This window comes from Cronobacter malonaticus LMG 23826 (assembly GCF_001277215.2).
GTDB classification, from domain to species: Bacteria; Pseudomonadota; Gammaproteobacteria; order Enterobacterales; family Enterobacteriaceae; genus Cronobacter; species Cronobacter malonaticus.
Window position 1 is genome coordinate 3,672,186 of sequence record NZ_CP013940.1, and the last position, 14,435, is coordinate 3,686,620.

The window sequence follows — 14,435 nt, forward strand, 5'->3', positions numbered from 1 at the left end:
CCCGCCGGGAGAGGGCAAAGCAATGATTACTGATAGACCGGCAGCAGGTTGAAGCTGGAAAGTAAGTGCACTACCGCGTTGCCCAGCCCAAACAGCAGGATCAACGCAATCATCCCCTTCCCGCCCCAGACGCGAAAGCGCGGGCTGCCGAAGCGCTTGCGTGACGCACGCGCCAACAGCGCCGGCACAATCGCCGCCCAGATAGTCGCCGCCAGCCCCGCATAACCAATCGCATACAGAAAACCGTTCGGCCACAGCAGCCCGCCCGCCATCGGCGGTAAAAACGTGAGCAGCGCGGTTTTGAGACGCCCGCGCGGCGAATCGTCAAACCCGAAGAGATCCGCCAGATAGTCGAACAGCCCCAGCGTCACGCCCAGGAACGAGCTCGCCACCGCGAAGTTGGAAAACACAATCAGCAGCACATCCAGCGTGCGGCTGTTCAGCACGTCGCTCAGCGCGCCCACCAGCACATCGATATTACCGCCCGCCTTCGCGATGCCGATAAATTCCGGGCGCGGAATGTTGCCCATCGTCGCCAGCAGCCAGACGATATAAAGCGCCAGCGCAATCAGCGTTCCCAGTACCAGGCAGCGAATAATTACAGCCGGTTCTTTGCCGTAGTATTTCATCAGGCTTGGCACATTGCCGTGGTAGCCGAACGACGCCAGGCAAAACGGCAGCGTCATTAAGAGATACGGCGTATAGCTCGGGCTTGCCTCGACGGTGTTGAAGAGCGTGGCGGGCTCCACATGGCCCAGCAGTCCGCCAAAAGTCAGAAAGAACGTGATGACTTTGGCACCCAGCACAATGGCCGTCATCCGGCTTACGGCATGCGTGGAGAGCCAGACGATAAACGCCACTACCAGCGCGAAGCCAAACCCTGCCAGCCGCGCAGGTACGTCAATATTCATGCCTGCGAGCGTGTGGTGAAGCACTGAGCCGCTGGCCGAGATATAGGCATACGTCAGGATATAGAGGACAAACGCGACGGAGGCGCCGTTCACCACGTTCCACCCTTTGCCGAGCAGGTCACGGGTGATGGTGTCGAAGCTGGCGCCGATATGGTAGTTGAGGTTGGCTTCCAGCAACATCAGCCCTGAATGCAGCATACAAAACCAGGTGAACACCAGGGCGAGCAGCGACCAGAAAAACCACGCGCCGGACATCACGACCGGCAGAGAGAACATGCCTGCGCCGATGATCGTACCGGCGATAATCACAACGCCGCTTAAAAGCGAAGGCGAGGCGCTGCGGGCGACAAGTGTGGTCATAGTGCTTTCCCGTAAAAATTATCCTGATGATTCATTGTACCAGTACGCGAGTACAAAGAGGAGAAAAAATTACGGCTTTGATAAAGCATGACGTCTTTGGCTGGCATAGCGCAGTATGGCAGCGAATTTATCAGGCTGTCGCTTGCGGTACAGCACGTTAGTTTTTTCGTCAGAAAGGCGTGCAGCCAGGAAGAATGAGACTCTGCAAGGCGAGCGCGCTGATCGCGCCCATAAAAAAAGCCCCGGCATGGCCGGGGCTTTTTGTCAGACTTTCTGCGCTTATGCGTCGCCGAAACGACGACGCGGGGTCGCTGCGTCATCACGACGCGGGCCGCGGCCGCCTTCACGACGCTCGCCGCCGAAGCTACGACCGCCTTCGCGACGTTCGCCGCTGAAACGACGACCTTCGCCACGGCCTTCACCGCGACCGCCTTCACGGCGTTCGCCACCGAAACCACGACCACCGCCGCCAGGACGACGATCGCCGCGCGGCTGTGCATCACCCATCAGCTGCATATTCATCGGCTTGTTCAGAATACGCGTACGGGTGAAGTGCTGCAGCACTTCGGTCGGCATGCCTTTCGGCAGCTCGATGGTGGAGTGAGACGCGAACAGCTTGATGTTACCAATGTAACGGCTGCTGATATCACCTTCGTTGGCGATAGCACCCACGATGTGACGCACTTCAACGCCATCATCACGGCCCACTTCGATGCGGTACAGTTCCATATCGCCAGCGTCACGACGCTCACGACGCGGACGGTCTTCACCGTTGCGGTCGCCACGCGGGCCACGATCGTTACGGTCGCCACGGCGCTCGAAACGGTCATCGCGATCGCGGAATTCACGCTTCGGACGCATCGGCGCATCCGGCGGCAGGATCAGCGGACGTTCGCCCTGCGCCATTTTCAACAGCGCAGCAGCCAGCGTTTCCACATCCAGTTCACCTTCCGGCTGAAGCTTGGTCAGCAGCGCGCGGTACTGGTCCAGATCGCTGCTTTCCAGCTGCTGCTGTACTTTCGCGGCGAATTTTTCCAGACGGCGTTTGCCCAGCAGTTCTGCGTTCGGCAGTTCCACTTCCGGAATGGTCAGCTTCATGGTGCGTTCGATGTTACGCAGCAGACGACGCTCGCGGTTCTCAACGAACAGCAGCGCACGGCCTGCACGACCCGCACGACCGGTACGGCCGATACGGTGAACGTAAGACTCGGAGTCCATCGGGATGTCGTAGTTCACCACGAGGCTGATACGCTCAACGTCCAGACCACGCGCCGCAACGTCGGTTGCGATCAGGATATCCAGACGACCGTCTTTCAGACGCTCCAGAGTCTGCTCGCGCAGGGCCTGGTTCATGTCACCGTTCAGCGCGGCGCTGTTGTAACCGCTGCGCTCCAGCGCTTCAGCCACTTCCAGAGTCGCGTTTTTGGTGCGCACGAAGATAATCGCCGCGTCAAAATCTTCCGCTTCAAGGAAACGCACCAGCGCTTCGTTTTTACGCATGCCGTAAACAGACCAGTAGCTCTGGCTGATGTCCGGGCGAGTAGTGACGCTGGACTGGATGCGCACTTCCTGCGGCTCTTTCATAAAGCGACGGGTGATGCGACGAATCGCTTCCGGCATGGTCGCGGAGAAGAGCGCGGTCTGATGTTCAGCCGGGATCTGCGCCATGATGGTTTCAACGTCTTCGATGAAGCCCATACGCAGCATTTCGTCTGCTTCGTCCAGTACCAGGCCTTTCAGGTTAGAAAGATCCAGCGTACCGCGCTTGAGGTGATCCAGCAGACGGCCCGGCGTACCGACCACAATCTGCGGACCCTGGCGCAGTGCGCGCAGCTGCACGTCATAACGCTGGCCGCCGTACAGGGCCACGACGTTTACGCCATGCATATGTTTAGAGAAATCCGTCATAGCTTCAGCAACCTGAACCGCCAGTTCGCGGGTCGGTGCCAGCACCAGGATCTGCGGCGCGCGCAGAGTTTCATCAATGTTGTGGAGCAGCGGCAGTGAGAACGCTGCGGTTTTGCCGCTACCGGTCTGGGCCATACCCAGAACGTCGCGACCACCCAGCAGATGCGGAATACATTCTGCCTGAATTGGAGATGGTTTTTCGTAACCCAGATCGTTAAGGGCTTCAAGGATTGGAGCCTTCAGGCCCAGATCAGTAAAAGTGGTTTCGAATTCAGCCATGTAGTACGAGTGCCTCAGAATTAATGGCGGCCAGTCTACATAACTCATCGTGAAAATTTTCTGCAATTTTCATTAAAAGTGTGAACCGGCTCAAAGTAGGTGTATTAACGAACAAACAAGCCCTCACCGGTTAAAGTGATGACTTTAGTAAAAAAATCCGTGGGCTGAAATGTTCGTCAGCTATTGCTGGTCCGATTCTGCCAGGTCATCTTGCTCCTGGCCCAAGAGCGCTAATTCCAACAATGCATAACGGTGCTCAACGAAGTTGTGGACGTTGTTAGCAACCGCTAATTTGAACAGTGCCGTGGCGCTGTCCTTATCCCCCAGACTTAGGTAGTACTTACCTAAATAGAAGTTGGTTTCACTGAGATGCTCAGCGAGCGAGGTGTTATCCGTTGCGTCTGCCTTCAGGCGTTCCATTAACGTTTTTTCGCTAATGTCGCCGAGCCAGAATTCGACAATGTTCCATCCCCACTGTTCTTTGTCCGATTTCTCAAAGCGTTCTTGCAAGGCCGCTTTGGCCTGTTTCTCATCCATTTTGCTTTCAGCAAGGAAGAGCCACAGACTACGGAAAGGATCATTGGGATCGTCGTGATAAAACGCCAGCAGATCATCTTGCGCTAATCGGTAACGTCTGCCGTAATAGAGGGCGATACCGCGATTTAAATGCGCGTAGTTGTAAGTTGGATCAAGCTCAAGTACAGAATCAAACGCTTCATAGGCAGCATCAAAATTGCCTGCCTGCGTTAAATAAATGCCTAAGTAGTTGAATACTTCAGGCATATCGGGTCGGATAGCCAGCGCTTGTGAAAAATCATTCCGCGCCAGTGCCCGCAAACCAAGACTATCATACAACACTCCGCGCTCATATAAAAGCTGTGCGCGTTCATCATCGGTTAAAGCCCGACTTGCGAGGATCTGCTCCATGCGTGCGAGGATCACTTCTTGCTGCAAGGCCGGTTGCAATGGCACCGCCAGGACCTCGCTCTTACGCCAGGCAGAGTTGCTGCATCCTGCCAGCGTGAGTGCTGTCGCAACGAAACACCAGCGCAATAAAGGCTTCATTTCCTACTCCCGAAGACAACTATTGGATGAACATCCTGTCCCCCGGCTGCAAACGGGGCATCCTGCCTCGTAACAAATGGCTCTCCGTGTCGCCACGGAGAGCTAAACGGCAAACCTTACTCGGCTTCCGGCGCAGCAGGGGCTGCTGCTTCCTGAGTCTGCTCGGTTGCTTCTTTAATGCTCAGACGTACGCGGCCCTGACGGTCAACTTCCAGTACCTTAACCGGTACTTCCTGACCCATCTGCAGATAGTCGGTCACTTTCTCAACGCGCTTGTCGGCGATCTGAGAGATGTGTACCAGACCTTCTTTACCGCCGCCGATAGCGACAAAGGCACCGAAGTCAACGATACGGGTCACTTTACCATTGTAGATACGGCCCACTTCGATTTCAGCGGTAATCTCTTCGATACGACGAATCGCGTGTTTCGCTTTCTCGCCGTCGGTCGCTGCGATTTTCACCGTACCGTCATCTTCGATTTCGATGGTAGTGCCGGTCTCTTCAGTCAGCGCACGAATCACAGAACCGCCTTTACCGATCACGTCTTTGATCTTGTCCGGGCTGATCTTGATAGTGTGAATACGCGGTGCGAACTGAAAGATATCGCCACGCGGCGCGTTGATAGCCTGTTCCATCACGCCAAGGATATGCAGACGCGCACCTTTAGCCTGATTCAGCGCCACCTGCATGATCTCTTTGGTGATGCCTTCGATTTTGATATCCATCTGCAGCGCAGTGATACCTTCACGGGAACCCGCTACTTTGAAGTCCATGTCGCCCAGGTGGTCTTCGTCACCCAGAATGTCGGACAGCACGACAAAGTTTTCGCCTTCTTTCACCAGGCCCATCGCGATGCCCGCAACAGCGGCTTTGATCGGCACGCCTGCGTCCATCAGTGCCAGAGAAGCGCCACACACGGAAGCCATGGAAGAAGAACCATTGGATTCGGTGATTTCAGACACTACGCGTACAGTGTACGGGAAGCGGTCAGCTGCCGGCATCACTGCCAGTACGCCGCGTTTCGCCAGACGACCGTGACCGATTTCACGACGCTTCGGAGAACCAACCATGCCGGTTTCGCCGACAGAGTACGGAGGGAAGTTGTAGTGGAACAGGAAGCGGTCAGTACGCTCGCCCATCAGTTCGTCGATGTTCTGCGCGTCGCGCTCGGTACCGAGCGTAGCGGTAACCAGCGCCTGCGTTTCACCACGGGTGAACAGCGCGGAACCGTGAGTACGCGGCAGTACGCCGGTGCGCACGTCCAGACCACGGATCATGTCTTTTTCGCGGCCATCGATACGCGGTTCGCCAGCCAGTACGCGAGAACGAACAACGTTCTTCTCGATAGCGTGCAAGATGTCGCCCAGCTCGTTTTCGTCAAGCGCGTCGCCTTCGGCCTGTTCAGCCTGCAGTGCCGCGATAACGTCCGCTTTGATAGCGTCGATCTGGCTGTAACGTTCTTGTTTGTCAGTGATGCGGTACGCGTCGCTCAAACGAGATTCAGCCAGCGCTTTCACGCGCGCATTCAGCGCTTCGTTAGCGGCTTCAGGCTGCCAGTCCCAGCGCGGTTTGCCCGCTTCTTTCACGAGATCGTTGATGTTCTGAATCACAACCTGCTGCTGCTCGTGGCCGAACACCACAGCGCCCAGCATCTGATCTTCGCTCAGCAGTTCAGCTTCAGATTCCACCATCAGCACGGCGCTTTCAGTACCAGCAACAACCAGATCCAGCTTGCTGGATTTCAGCTCGTCCTGGGTCGGGTTCAGTACGTACTGATCGTTGATGTAACCCACACGCGCGGCACCAATCGGGCCGTTGAACGGAATACCGGACAGAGACAGCGCAGCGGACGCGCCAATCATCGCGACGATATCCGGGTTAACCTGCGGGTTAACGGAAACAACGGTCGCGATAACCTGAACTTCGTTAACGAAGCCTTCCGGGAACAGCGGACGCAGCGGGCGGTCAATCAGACGCGCGATCAGCGTTTCGCCTTCGCTCGGACGGCCTTCACGACGGAAGAAACCACCAGGGATGCGGCCAGCAGCGTAGGTACGCTCCTGATAGTTAATGGTCAGCGGGAAAAAGTCCTGGCCCGGCTTCGCTTTTTTAGCGCCAACTACGGTCACGAATACCGCAGTGTCATCCATGCTTACCATCACGGCAGCAGTGGCCTGACGAGCCATCATTCCGGTTTCAAGAGTGACAGTATGTTGACCATACTGAAATTTGCGGACGATCGGATTAAGCAAAATTATACCCTTTCTAAATGAAGAACAGCACGCCCAAAGCCGTGCTGACAGTACCCGATCTTCTTTGCATCCTCGCGACTAATGACAACCTTAACCCGCCTGTACGGATAAAGCCTCTCATTAGCCGCGCGAACCTCTGCAACGAAGATCATACTTAGCAACAATACATGAGTTTACTCGCAATTGCTGCCGTCTGGTCGAAAAAAGGGGCCGTAAAGGCCCCCTTTTCTGAAACTCGCAGTGATTAGCGACGCAGACCCAGGCGCTCGATCAGCGCAGTGTAGCGTGCTACATCTTTACGTTTCAGGTAGTCGAGCAGTTTACGACGCTGGGAAACCATGCGCAGCAGACCACGACGGCTGTGGTGATCTTTTTTGTGTTCTGCAAAGTGACCCTGCAGGTGGTTGATCTGCGCAGTCAGCAGGGCAACCTGAACTTCGGTAGAACCGCTGTCGTTCTCACCACGACCAAACTCAGAAACGATTTTAGCTTTAGCTTCAACGCTTAGAGACATTTTTAACTCCAGTTTATAAAAAATAAGGGTGCCGATCTCTAATTCAGCCACCCGAGGCTACATCTGCATTTAAAATGATGATGTAGTGTTTAGCCGCAATATTCTACCTGTCGCGGCCTGTTATCGCAAGGTAACGAAGAGTGTTAAACCGGATACTCCACCACCAGGCGGCGGGGTGCCACGCGCCCTTCGCTGTCGATTTCCCCCATGCCAAGAAACTTCTGCGTTTCACCTTCCGTCACGCGAACAAGGCCTTCAGGCGGCGCGCCCGTGGTGCGTACCGGATTGCCGTTCTTAAAGTAAACGGATGAGGTCAGCGGCAGGTTCACCACAGGGTAATCCGCCGCCGGGCTGTCCATTGGCATTAACAATGGATCGAGCAGTTCAGACGGCGCGATCTCACGCGTCTGTGCTTCTTCAAGCAGCGCGTTCAGTTGCTCCAGCGTTACCATACGCTCGACAGGATATTTACTTACTGCCAGACGACGCAGATAAATCACATGCGCGCCGCAGCCGAGTTTCTCGCCCAAATCATCAATGATGGTGCGAATGTAGGTGCCTTTAGAACAGTGCACTTCCAGCTCAAGCTCATCGCCTTCATGACGAATAAATAGCAGCTCATAAACGGTAATCGGGCGCGCTTCACGCGGCACTTCAATCCCCTGACGCGCATATTCATATAGCGGCTTGCCCTGATACTTCAGCGCCGAGAACATGGTCGGCACCTGCAGGGTGTCGCCACGGAAACTTTCCAGCGCATCCTGTAATTGCTGCTCACTGAACGTGACCGGGCGCTCGTCCACCACCGTACCGTCAGCATCGGAAGTGTCAGTACGCTGGCCAAGACGCGCAATCACGCGATAGCGCTTGTCTGAATCGAGCAGATACTGAGAAAACTTGGTCGCTTCACCGAGGCAGATGGGCAGCATGCCGGTCGCCAGCGGATCCAGCGCGCCGGTATGACCAGCGCGATTGGCGTTATAGATACGCTTTACTTTTTGCAGCGCATCGTTGGAGGAGAGCCCCTGCGGCTTATCCAGCAACAATACGCCATGCACGTCGCGACCGCGACGACGAGGACGACTCATTATTCCTCCTTGTCGTCGTCCGGATTAACGCGACGCTCTTCGTCGTGTTTCACTACGCTGGTAACGAGGTTGGACATACGCATCCCTTCGACCAGCGAGTTATCGTAGAAGAAGGTCAGTTCCGGCACGATACGCAGACGCATGGCTTTGCCCAGCAGCGAGCGAATGAAGCCAGACGCATCCTGCAGCGCTTTGATACCGGCTTTTACCGCCGCTTCGTCTTTATCGTTCAGGAACGTCACGAACACTTTGGCATAGGCCAGGTCGCGGGATACTTCAACGCCTGAGACGGTAGTCATCAGCCCAACGCGCGGGTCTTTGATTTCGCGCTGCAGAATGATGGCAATCTCTTTTTGCATCTCCTGCGCCACGCGCTGCGGGCGACCAAATTCTTTCGCCATAATAAAATCTCCAGACAAAAAAGGGGCTATTAGCCCCTTTTGAATAGTCATACCGGGTGGCGCTTCGCTAACCCGGCCTACAAAATGTGTCCTAATCCAGGCCCGGCAAACGCAGTGCCGCCGGGCAAACAGGGATTAGTCGATGCTGCGCTGGATTTCGATGATCTCGAAGACTTCGATCATGTCGCCAACACGGACGTCGTTGTAGTTCTTAACGCCGATACCACATTCCATGCCGTTACGGACTTCGTTAACGTCATCTTTGAAGCGGCGCAGGGATTCCAGCTCGCCTTCATAGATAACCACGTTTTCACGCAGTACGCGGATTGGGTTATGACGCTTAATCGTGCCTTCGGTAACCATACAGCCCGCGATCGCGCCGAATTTCGGCGATTTGAACACGTCACGAACTTCGGCAAGACCGATGATCTGCTGTTTCAGCTCAGGCGACAGCATGCCGCTCATCGCCGCTTTCACTTCGTCGATCAGGTTATAGATGACGGAGTAGTAGCGCAGATCCAGGCTTTCCGCTTCGATAACACGGCGCGCAGAAGCGTCGGCACGAACGTTGAAGCCCACCAGGATGGCGTTGGAAGCCGCAGCCAGCGTGGCGTCGGTTTCGGTGATACCACCCACGCCCGAACCAACAATCTTCACCTTCACTTCGTCGGTGGAAAGTTTCAGCAGGGAGTCGGAAATCGCTTCTACAGAACCCTGTACGTCGGCTTTCAGCACGATGTTGACTTCGTGAACTTCGCCCTCGGTCATGTTCGCGAACATGTTCTCGAGTTTGGATTTCTGCTGGCGCGCCAGTTTGACTTCGCGGAATTTGCCCTGACGATAGAGAGCGACTTCACGCGCTTTCTTCTCGTCACGAACCACGGTCACTTCGTCACCCGCGGCAGGAACGCCGGAGAGACCCAGAATCTCAACAGGAATGGACGGACCGGCTTCCTGGACTTCCTGGTTCAGTTCGTTACGCATCGCACGCACGCGGCCATATTCGAAGCCACACAGCACGATATCGCCTTTGTTCAGCGTACCTTCGCGAACCAGAACGGTAGCTACCGGACCGCGACCTTTATCCAGGAAGGATTCGATAACCACGCCGCTCGCCATACCTTTACGTACCGCTTTCAGCTCCAGAACTTCGGACTGCAGCAGGATAGCGTCAAGCAGCTCATCGATACCGGTGCCCGCTTTCGCAGAAACGTGGACGAACTGGCAATCGCCGCCCCACTCTTCCGGGATGATGCCGTGCTGAGACAGTTCGTTTTTAACGCGATCCGGATCGGCATCAGGCTTATCGATTTTGTTCACCGCAACGACGACCGGCACTTTCGCCGCTTTCGCGTGCTGGATAGCTTCGATGGTCTGAGGCATCACGCCGTCGTCCGCCGCAACCACCAGAACCACGATGTCCGTTGCCTGCGCACCACGTGCACGCATCGCGGTAAACGCGGCGTGGCCCGGGGTATCCAGGAAGGTGATCATGCCGTTATCGGTCTGCACATGGTATGCACCGATGTGCTGGGTAATGCCACCCGCTTCGCCAGACGCCACTTTCGTGGAACGGATATAGTCGAGCAGAGAGGTTTTACCGTGGTCAACGTGACCCATGATGGTCACAACCGGCGCGCGCGGCTCAGCCTGTGCGCCCATATCACGATCGCTCATTACCGCTTCTTCCAGCTCGTTTTCACGACGCAGGATAACTTTGTGGCCCATCTCTTCAGCAACCAGTTGCGCGGTTTCCTGATCGATGACCTGGTTGATGGTCGCCATCGCGCCGAGCTTCATCATCGCTTTGATAACCTGAGAGCCTTTTACAGCCATCTTGTTAGCAAGTTCAGCGACGGTGATGGTTTCACCGATAACAACGTCACGGTTAACCGCCTGAGCCGGCTTGTTGAAGCCCTGCTGCAGGGAGCTGCCTTTACGCTTGCCGCCTTTGCCGCCGCGAACGGCTGCACGGGCTTCTTCACGATCCGCTTTGGATTCGGAATGCTTGTTGCTTTTCTTCTGGCGTGCGACTTTCGCCGGACGCGCGCGACCACGGCCGCCTTCTACTTCACGGTCGCTGTCATCTTCTGCCTGACGCGCATGCTGTGAAGTGGTGACGTGGTAGTCGCTGGTATCTTCAGATTCTTCTTCGCTGCCGCTTTCCCACTTGGTTGCGTTCTCTTCAGCCATACGACGGGCTTCTTCCGCTACGCGACGGGCATTTTCTTCCAGCTTGCGACGCGCTTCTTCTTCGGCCTTGCGCTTAAGTTCAAGGGCTTCAGCTTCGCGGCGGGCTTTTTCCGCCTGAGCAGCTTTGCTCACTTCGTCAGTTTGTTGATTGCTCACTTTGCTCGTTTCCGCAGCTTCACGTTTCGCTTTATCAGCGGCATCGCGTTTAGCCTGTTCTTCAGCTTCACGTTTAGCCTTATCGCCGGCTTCACGCTTGGCTTTTTCCTCTGCCTCTCGCTTGGCAGCTTCCTCTGCTTCACGACGGGCCTGCTCTTCCGCCTCACGCTTCGCCTGTTCTTCCGCGGCGAGACGCTCTGCCTCTTGCGGATCACGTTTTACAAAGGTGCGTTTTTTGCGGACTTCGATCTGTACCGACTTACTTTTCCCGCCGGTACCCTGAATATTTAAAGTACTGCGCGTTTTGCGCTGTAAAGTCAACTTATCCGGCCCTGAGCCATGTTCGCGGTTCAGGTGCGCCAGTAAGGCTTGTTTCTCTTGTGCCGTCACAGAGTCTTCAGCGGACTTCGGGATCCCTGCATCAGCGAATTGCTGTACCAGGCGGTCCACGGAGGTCTGAATCTCTGCGGCCAGCGCTTTTACGGTTACATCAGTCATGCTGTTCCTTCCTGCTACAGTTTATTACGCTTCGTCGCTAAACCAGCGGATGTTACGAGCTGCCATGATAAGCTCACCGGCTTTCTCATCGGTCAACCCTTCGATATCCGCGAGGTCGTCCACGCCCTGATCGGCGAGGTCATCAAGCGTACACACACCGCGAGCAGCGAGTTTGTAAGCCAGCGTGCGATCCATACCTTCAAGGTTCAGCAGATCGTCAGCCGGTTTGTTATCGCCGAGGCTCTCTTCCTGAGCCAGCGCAAGGGTGGTGAGCGCGTTTTTAGCGCGTTCGCGTAATGCTTCCACGGTCGGCTCATCCAGGCCGTCAATTTCCAGCAGCTCTTTCATCGGCACATAGGCCAGTTCTTCGAGCGTGGAGAAGCCTTCTTCCACCAGAACCGTGGCGAACTCTTCATCAATGTCGAGATACTTAGTGAAAGTATCGATAGCGGCGTGCGCTTCAGCCTGATGCTTGGCCTGGAGATCTTCAACGGTCATGACGTTGAGTTCCCAGCCGCTCAGCTGTGAAGCAAGACGCACGTTCTGGCCGTTACGACCGATAGCCTGCGCCAGGTTGCCCGCTTCGACGGCGATATCCATGGTGTGTTTGTCTTCATCCACCACGATAGAGGCAACATCTGCTGGCGCCATGGCGTTGATAACGAACTGTGCCGGATTGTCATCCCACAGCACGATATCAATACGCTCGCCGCCAAGCTCGGTCGACACTGCCTGAACACGCGCGCCGCGCATACCTACGCAGGCGCCGACCGGATCGATACGCTTGTCGTTGGTTTTCACCGCGATTTTAGCGCGTGAGCCCGGATCGCGGGCAGCCGCTTTAATTTCAATCACTTCTTCGCCGATTTCCGGTACTTCGATGCGGAACAGCTCGATCAGCATCTCCGGCTTGGCGCGAGTGACAAACAGCTGAGCGCCGCGCGCTTCAGGACGGACTGCGTACAGTACGCCGCGGATGCGGTCGCCTGGACGGAAGTTTTCACGCGGCAACATATCTTCACGCAGAATGACCGCTTCAGCATTGCTGCCGAGGTCCAGCGTGATGTTTTCGCGGTTCACTTTTTTCACCACGCCGGTGATGATTTCACCTTCATGCTCGCGGAACTGGTCAACGACCATGGCGCGTTCAGCTTCACGCACTTTCTGTACGATGACCTGTTTTGCGGTCTGCGTGGTGATACGGTCAAACGTTACGGATTCGATCTGATCTTCAACGTAATCGCCAACATTCAGGCTCGGATCTTCGTAACGCGCCGCTTCTAGCGTGATTTCGCGGGTCGGCTGGGTGACTTCTTCAACAATCACCCAGCGGCGGAACGTATCGAAATCACCGCTTTTACGGTCGATGCTCACGCGAACATCGATCTCTTGTTCATATTTTTTCTTGGTTGCCGTAGCCAGGGCGCTTTCCAGCGCTTCAAAGATTTTCTCGCGCGGAACCGCTTTTTCGTTGGAAACTGCTTCGACAACAGCCAAAATTTCTTTATTCATCAGGGGCCTTCGCCTCAATCCAGACTGTTAAAATTGGGGTACCAGGTTCGCTCTCTGGATATTACTGAGCGCGAACACTTCATCTTTGCCGTCAACTGCAACGGTAATCATCTCGCCATCAACGGCTTTAATGATCCCCTGCCACTTACGACGATTCTGTACCGCCATACGCAGTACCAGCGTCACCTCTTCGCCAGTGTAACGGGCGTAATGTTCGGCAGTGAAGAGAGGACGGTCGAGGCCAGGCGAGGAGACTTCCAGGTTATAAGCCACCGTAATAGGGTCTTCGACATCCAGAACGGAGCTAACCTGGTGGCTGACATCAGCACAATCGTCAACAGTGATGCCATCTTCACTATCAATATAGATGCGCAGCGTCGATGTGCGACCGCGAATGAATTCGATGCCGACGAGTTCGTAGCCCAGCGCTTCCACCGGTGCCGTAATCATCTCTGTTAATTTTTGCTCTAATGTGGACAAGCCCACCCCCAGGACATAAAAAAAGGGCATATAGCCCAGTTATTCTTTAGCCAGATAACAAAAAACCCCGATAAATCGGGGCTTTTAATAACTGAACCCTGTAAACCGCGATGCGCGGCCCGGAACACCTTCCAGGGAATTTTCTTTCAAAAACGGTCAGGAAGGCATTCGCTGCACTTCACAGTATATTTGAAAAACAACTCTCAGGGAAAGTGGTTGCGGGGGCCGGATTTGAACCGACGACCTTCGGGTTATGAGCCCGACGAGCTACCAGGCTGCTCCACCCCGCGTCCGAAAACGTGGCAAATACTACGCCTTTAACGTCTAAATTGCAAGTTTTGCTGGGATTTGGTACCGAGGACGGGACTTGAACCCGTAAGCCCAATCGGGCACTACCACCTCAAGGTAGCGTGTCTACCAATTCCACCACCTCGGCACTATAGTGCGCAGTTTCTGTTTACTGCGCGAAGCTGACAAATTAACGCGGGATATCGCTGGTCGGCTTAGCCGGCGCTGCGGGCTGAGTCTGCTCAGTTTTTGCTGGCGCAGTCAGATTTTCCCACTCGCTTCCTTTATTGGTTTTGTTGCTGTTAATGTTACCCAGCACCAAGCTGATAATGAAGAACAGGGTTGCCAGCACAGCGGTCATCCGGGTCATGAAGTTACCAGAACCACTTGAACCGAACAGCGTAGCTGAAGCGCCTGCGCCAAAAGAGGCTCCCATATCAGCGCCTTTACCTTGCTGCAGCATGATAAGACCTACGAGGCCCAGCGCTACAATAAGGAAAACTACTAAAAGAGCTTCGTACATAATCAAC

The 14,435-nt window shown here is 55.3% G+C and carries 12 protein-coding genes and 2 tRNA genes; all 14 read right to left on the reverse strand.

Features of this window, described 5'->3' with window-relative positions:
• Window positions 1–26: 26 nt before the first annotated feature.
• Window positions 27–1,271, reverse strand: a complete 1,245-nt coding sequence (mtr, locus tag AFK66_RS17210) for a tryptophan permease (RefSeq protein WP_007780490.1) — start codon at window positions 1,269–1,271, stop codon at window positions 27–29.
• Window positions 1,272–1,550: 279 nt separating this feature from the next.
• The gene (locus AFK66_RS17215) at window positions 1,551–3,458 is read right to left on the reverse strand and encodes a DEAD/DEAH family ATP-dependent RNA helicase (protein ID WP_023899563.1); all 1,908 of its coding nucleotides are present in this window, start codon (window positions 3,456–3,458) and stop codon (window positions 1,551–1,553) included.
• A complete protein-coding gene (gene yrbN, locus AFK66_RS22500; RefSeq protein ID WP_097563900.1) occupies window positions 3,451–3,531 on the reverse strand; it encodes a protein YrbN in 81 nt (26 codons plus the stop codon). The genes AFK66_RS17215 and yrbN overlap by 8 nt, the downstream gene beginning before the upstream one ends.
• Before the next feature lie 107 nt (window positions 3,532–3,638).
• Complete coding sequence (nlpI, locus tag AFK66_RS17220; RefSeq protein WP_007780486.1) at window positions 3,639–4,523, reverse strand: lipoprotein NlpI; 885 nt, start codon at window positions 4,521–4,523, stop codon at window positions 3,639–3,641.
• A 116-nt stretch (window positions 4,524–4,639) separates the two neighbouring features.
• Window positions 4,640–6,775 carry a polyribonucleotide nucleotidyltransferase gene (gene pnp / locus AFK66_RS17225; RefSeq protein WP_038882607.1) on the reverse strand — a complete coding sequence of 712 codons (2,136 nt, stop codon included), beginning with the start codon at window positions 6,773–6,775 and terminating at the stop codon, window positions 4,640–4,642.
• Between the two features lie 244 nt (window positions 6,776–7,019).
• Window positions 7,020–7,289: a 30S ribosomal protein S15 gene (gene rpsO / locus AFK66_RS17230; RefSeq protein ID WP_004385056.1), complete on the reverse strand. Its 270-nt coding sequence runs from the start codon at window positions 7,287–7,289 to the stop codon at window positions 7,020–7,022.
• A gap of 143 nt (window positions 7,290–7,432) precedes the next feature.
• The gene (truB, locus tag AFK66_RS17235; RefSeq protein ID WP_032970206.1) at window positions 7,433–8,377 is read right to left on the reverse strand and encodes a tRNA pseudouridine(55) synthase TruB; all 945 of its coding nucleotides are present in this window, start codon (window positions 8,375–8,377) and stop codon (window positions 7,433–7,435) included.
• The gene (gene rbfA / locus AFK66_RS17240; RefSeq protein WP_004385058.1) at window positions 8,377–8,778 is read right to left on the reverse strand and encodes a 30S ribosome-binding factor RbfA; all 402 of its coding nucleotides are present in this window, start codon (window positions 8,776–8,778) and stop codon (window positions 8,377–8,379) included. Before rbfA ends, truB begins: the two co-directional genes overlap by 1 nt.
• 135 nt (window positions 8,779–8,913) lie before the next feature.
• On the reverse strand, window positions 8,914–11,625 hold the full coding sequence (infB, locus tag AFK66_RS17245; RefSeq protein WP_023899567.1) for a translation initiation factor IF-2: 2,712 nt from the start codon (window positions 11,623–11,625) through the stop codon (window positions 8,914–8,916).
• A gap of 24 nt (window positions 11,626–11,649) precedes the next feature.
• Complete coding sequence (gene nusA / locus AFK66_RS17250; protein WP_007780472.1) at window positions 11,650–13,137, reverse strand: transcription termination factor NusA; 1,488 nt, start codon at window positions 13,135–13,137, stop codon at window positions 11,650–11,652.
• 27 nt (window positions 13,138–13,164) lie between these two features.
• Complete coding sequence (gene rimP, locus AFK66_RS17255) at window positions 13,165–13,617, reverse strand: ribosome maturation factor RimP (protein ID WP_004385061.1); 453 nt, start codon at window positions 13,615–13,617, stop codon at window positions 13,165–13,167.
• Window positions 13,618–13,830: 213 nt separating this feature from the next.
• A tRNA-Met gene (locus tag AFK66_RS17260) sits at window positions 13,831–13,907 on the reverse strand.
• Window positions 13,908–13,966: 59 nt separating this feature from the next.
• Window positions 13,967–14,053, reverse strand: a tRNA-Leu gene (locus tag AFK66_RS17265).
• Between the two features lie 42 nt (window positions 14,054–14,095).
• Window positions 14,096–14,428 carry a preprotein translocase subunit SecG gene (secG, locus tag AFK66_RS17270; protein WP_004385062.1) on the reverse strand — a complete coding sequence of 111 codons (333 nt, stop codon included), beginning with the start codon at window positions 14,426–14,428 and terminating at the stop codon, window positions 14,096–14,098.
• Window positions 14,429–14,435: the final 7 nt, after the last annotated feature.

Bases quoted from the DNA above. Each gene is read 5' to 3' on its own strand.
- mtr (WP_007780490.1), bottom strand. From the start codon at position 1,271: ATGACCACACTTGTCGCCCGCAGCGCCTCGCCTTCGCTTTTAAGCGGC.
- AFK66_RS17215 (WP_023899563.1), bottom strand. From the start codon at position 3,458: ATGGCTGAATTCGAAACCACTTTTACTGATCTGGGCCTGAAGGCTCCA.
- yrbN (WP_097563900.1), bottom strand. From the start codon at position 3,531: ATGAAAATTGCAGAAAATTTTCACGATGAGTTATGTAGACTGGCCGCC.
- nlpI (WP_007780486.1), bottom strand. From the start codon at position 4,523: ATGAAGCCTTTATTGCGCTGGTGTTTCGTTGCGACAGCACTCACGCTG.
- rpsO (WP_004385056.1), bottom strand. From the start codon at position 7,289: ATGTCTCTAAGCGTTGAAGCTAAAGCTAAAATCGTTTCTGAGTTTGGT.
- truB (WP_032970206.1), bottom strand. From the start codon at position 8,377: ATGAGTCGTCCTCGTCGTCGCGGTCGCGACGTGCATGGCGTATTGTTG.
- rbfA (WP_004385058.1), bottom strand. From the start codon at position 8,778: ATGGCGAAAGAATTTGGTCGCCCGCAGCGCGTGGCGCAGGAGATGCAA.
- infB (WP_023899567.1), bottom strand. From the start codon at position 11,625: ATGACTGATGTAACCGTAAAAGCGCTGGCCGCAGAGATTCAGACCTCC.
- nusA (WP_007780472.1), bottom strand. From the start codon at position 13,137: ATGAATAAAGAAATTTTGGCTGTTGTCGAAGCAGTTTCCAACGAAAAA.
- secG (WP_004385062.1), bottom strand. From the start codon at position 14,428: ATGTACGAAGCTCTTTTAGTAGTTTTCCTTATTGTAGCGCTGGGCCTC.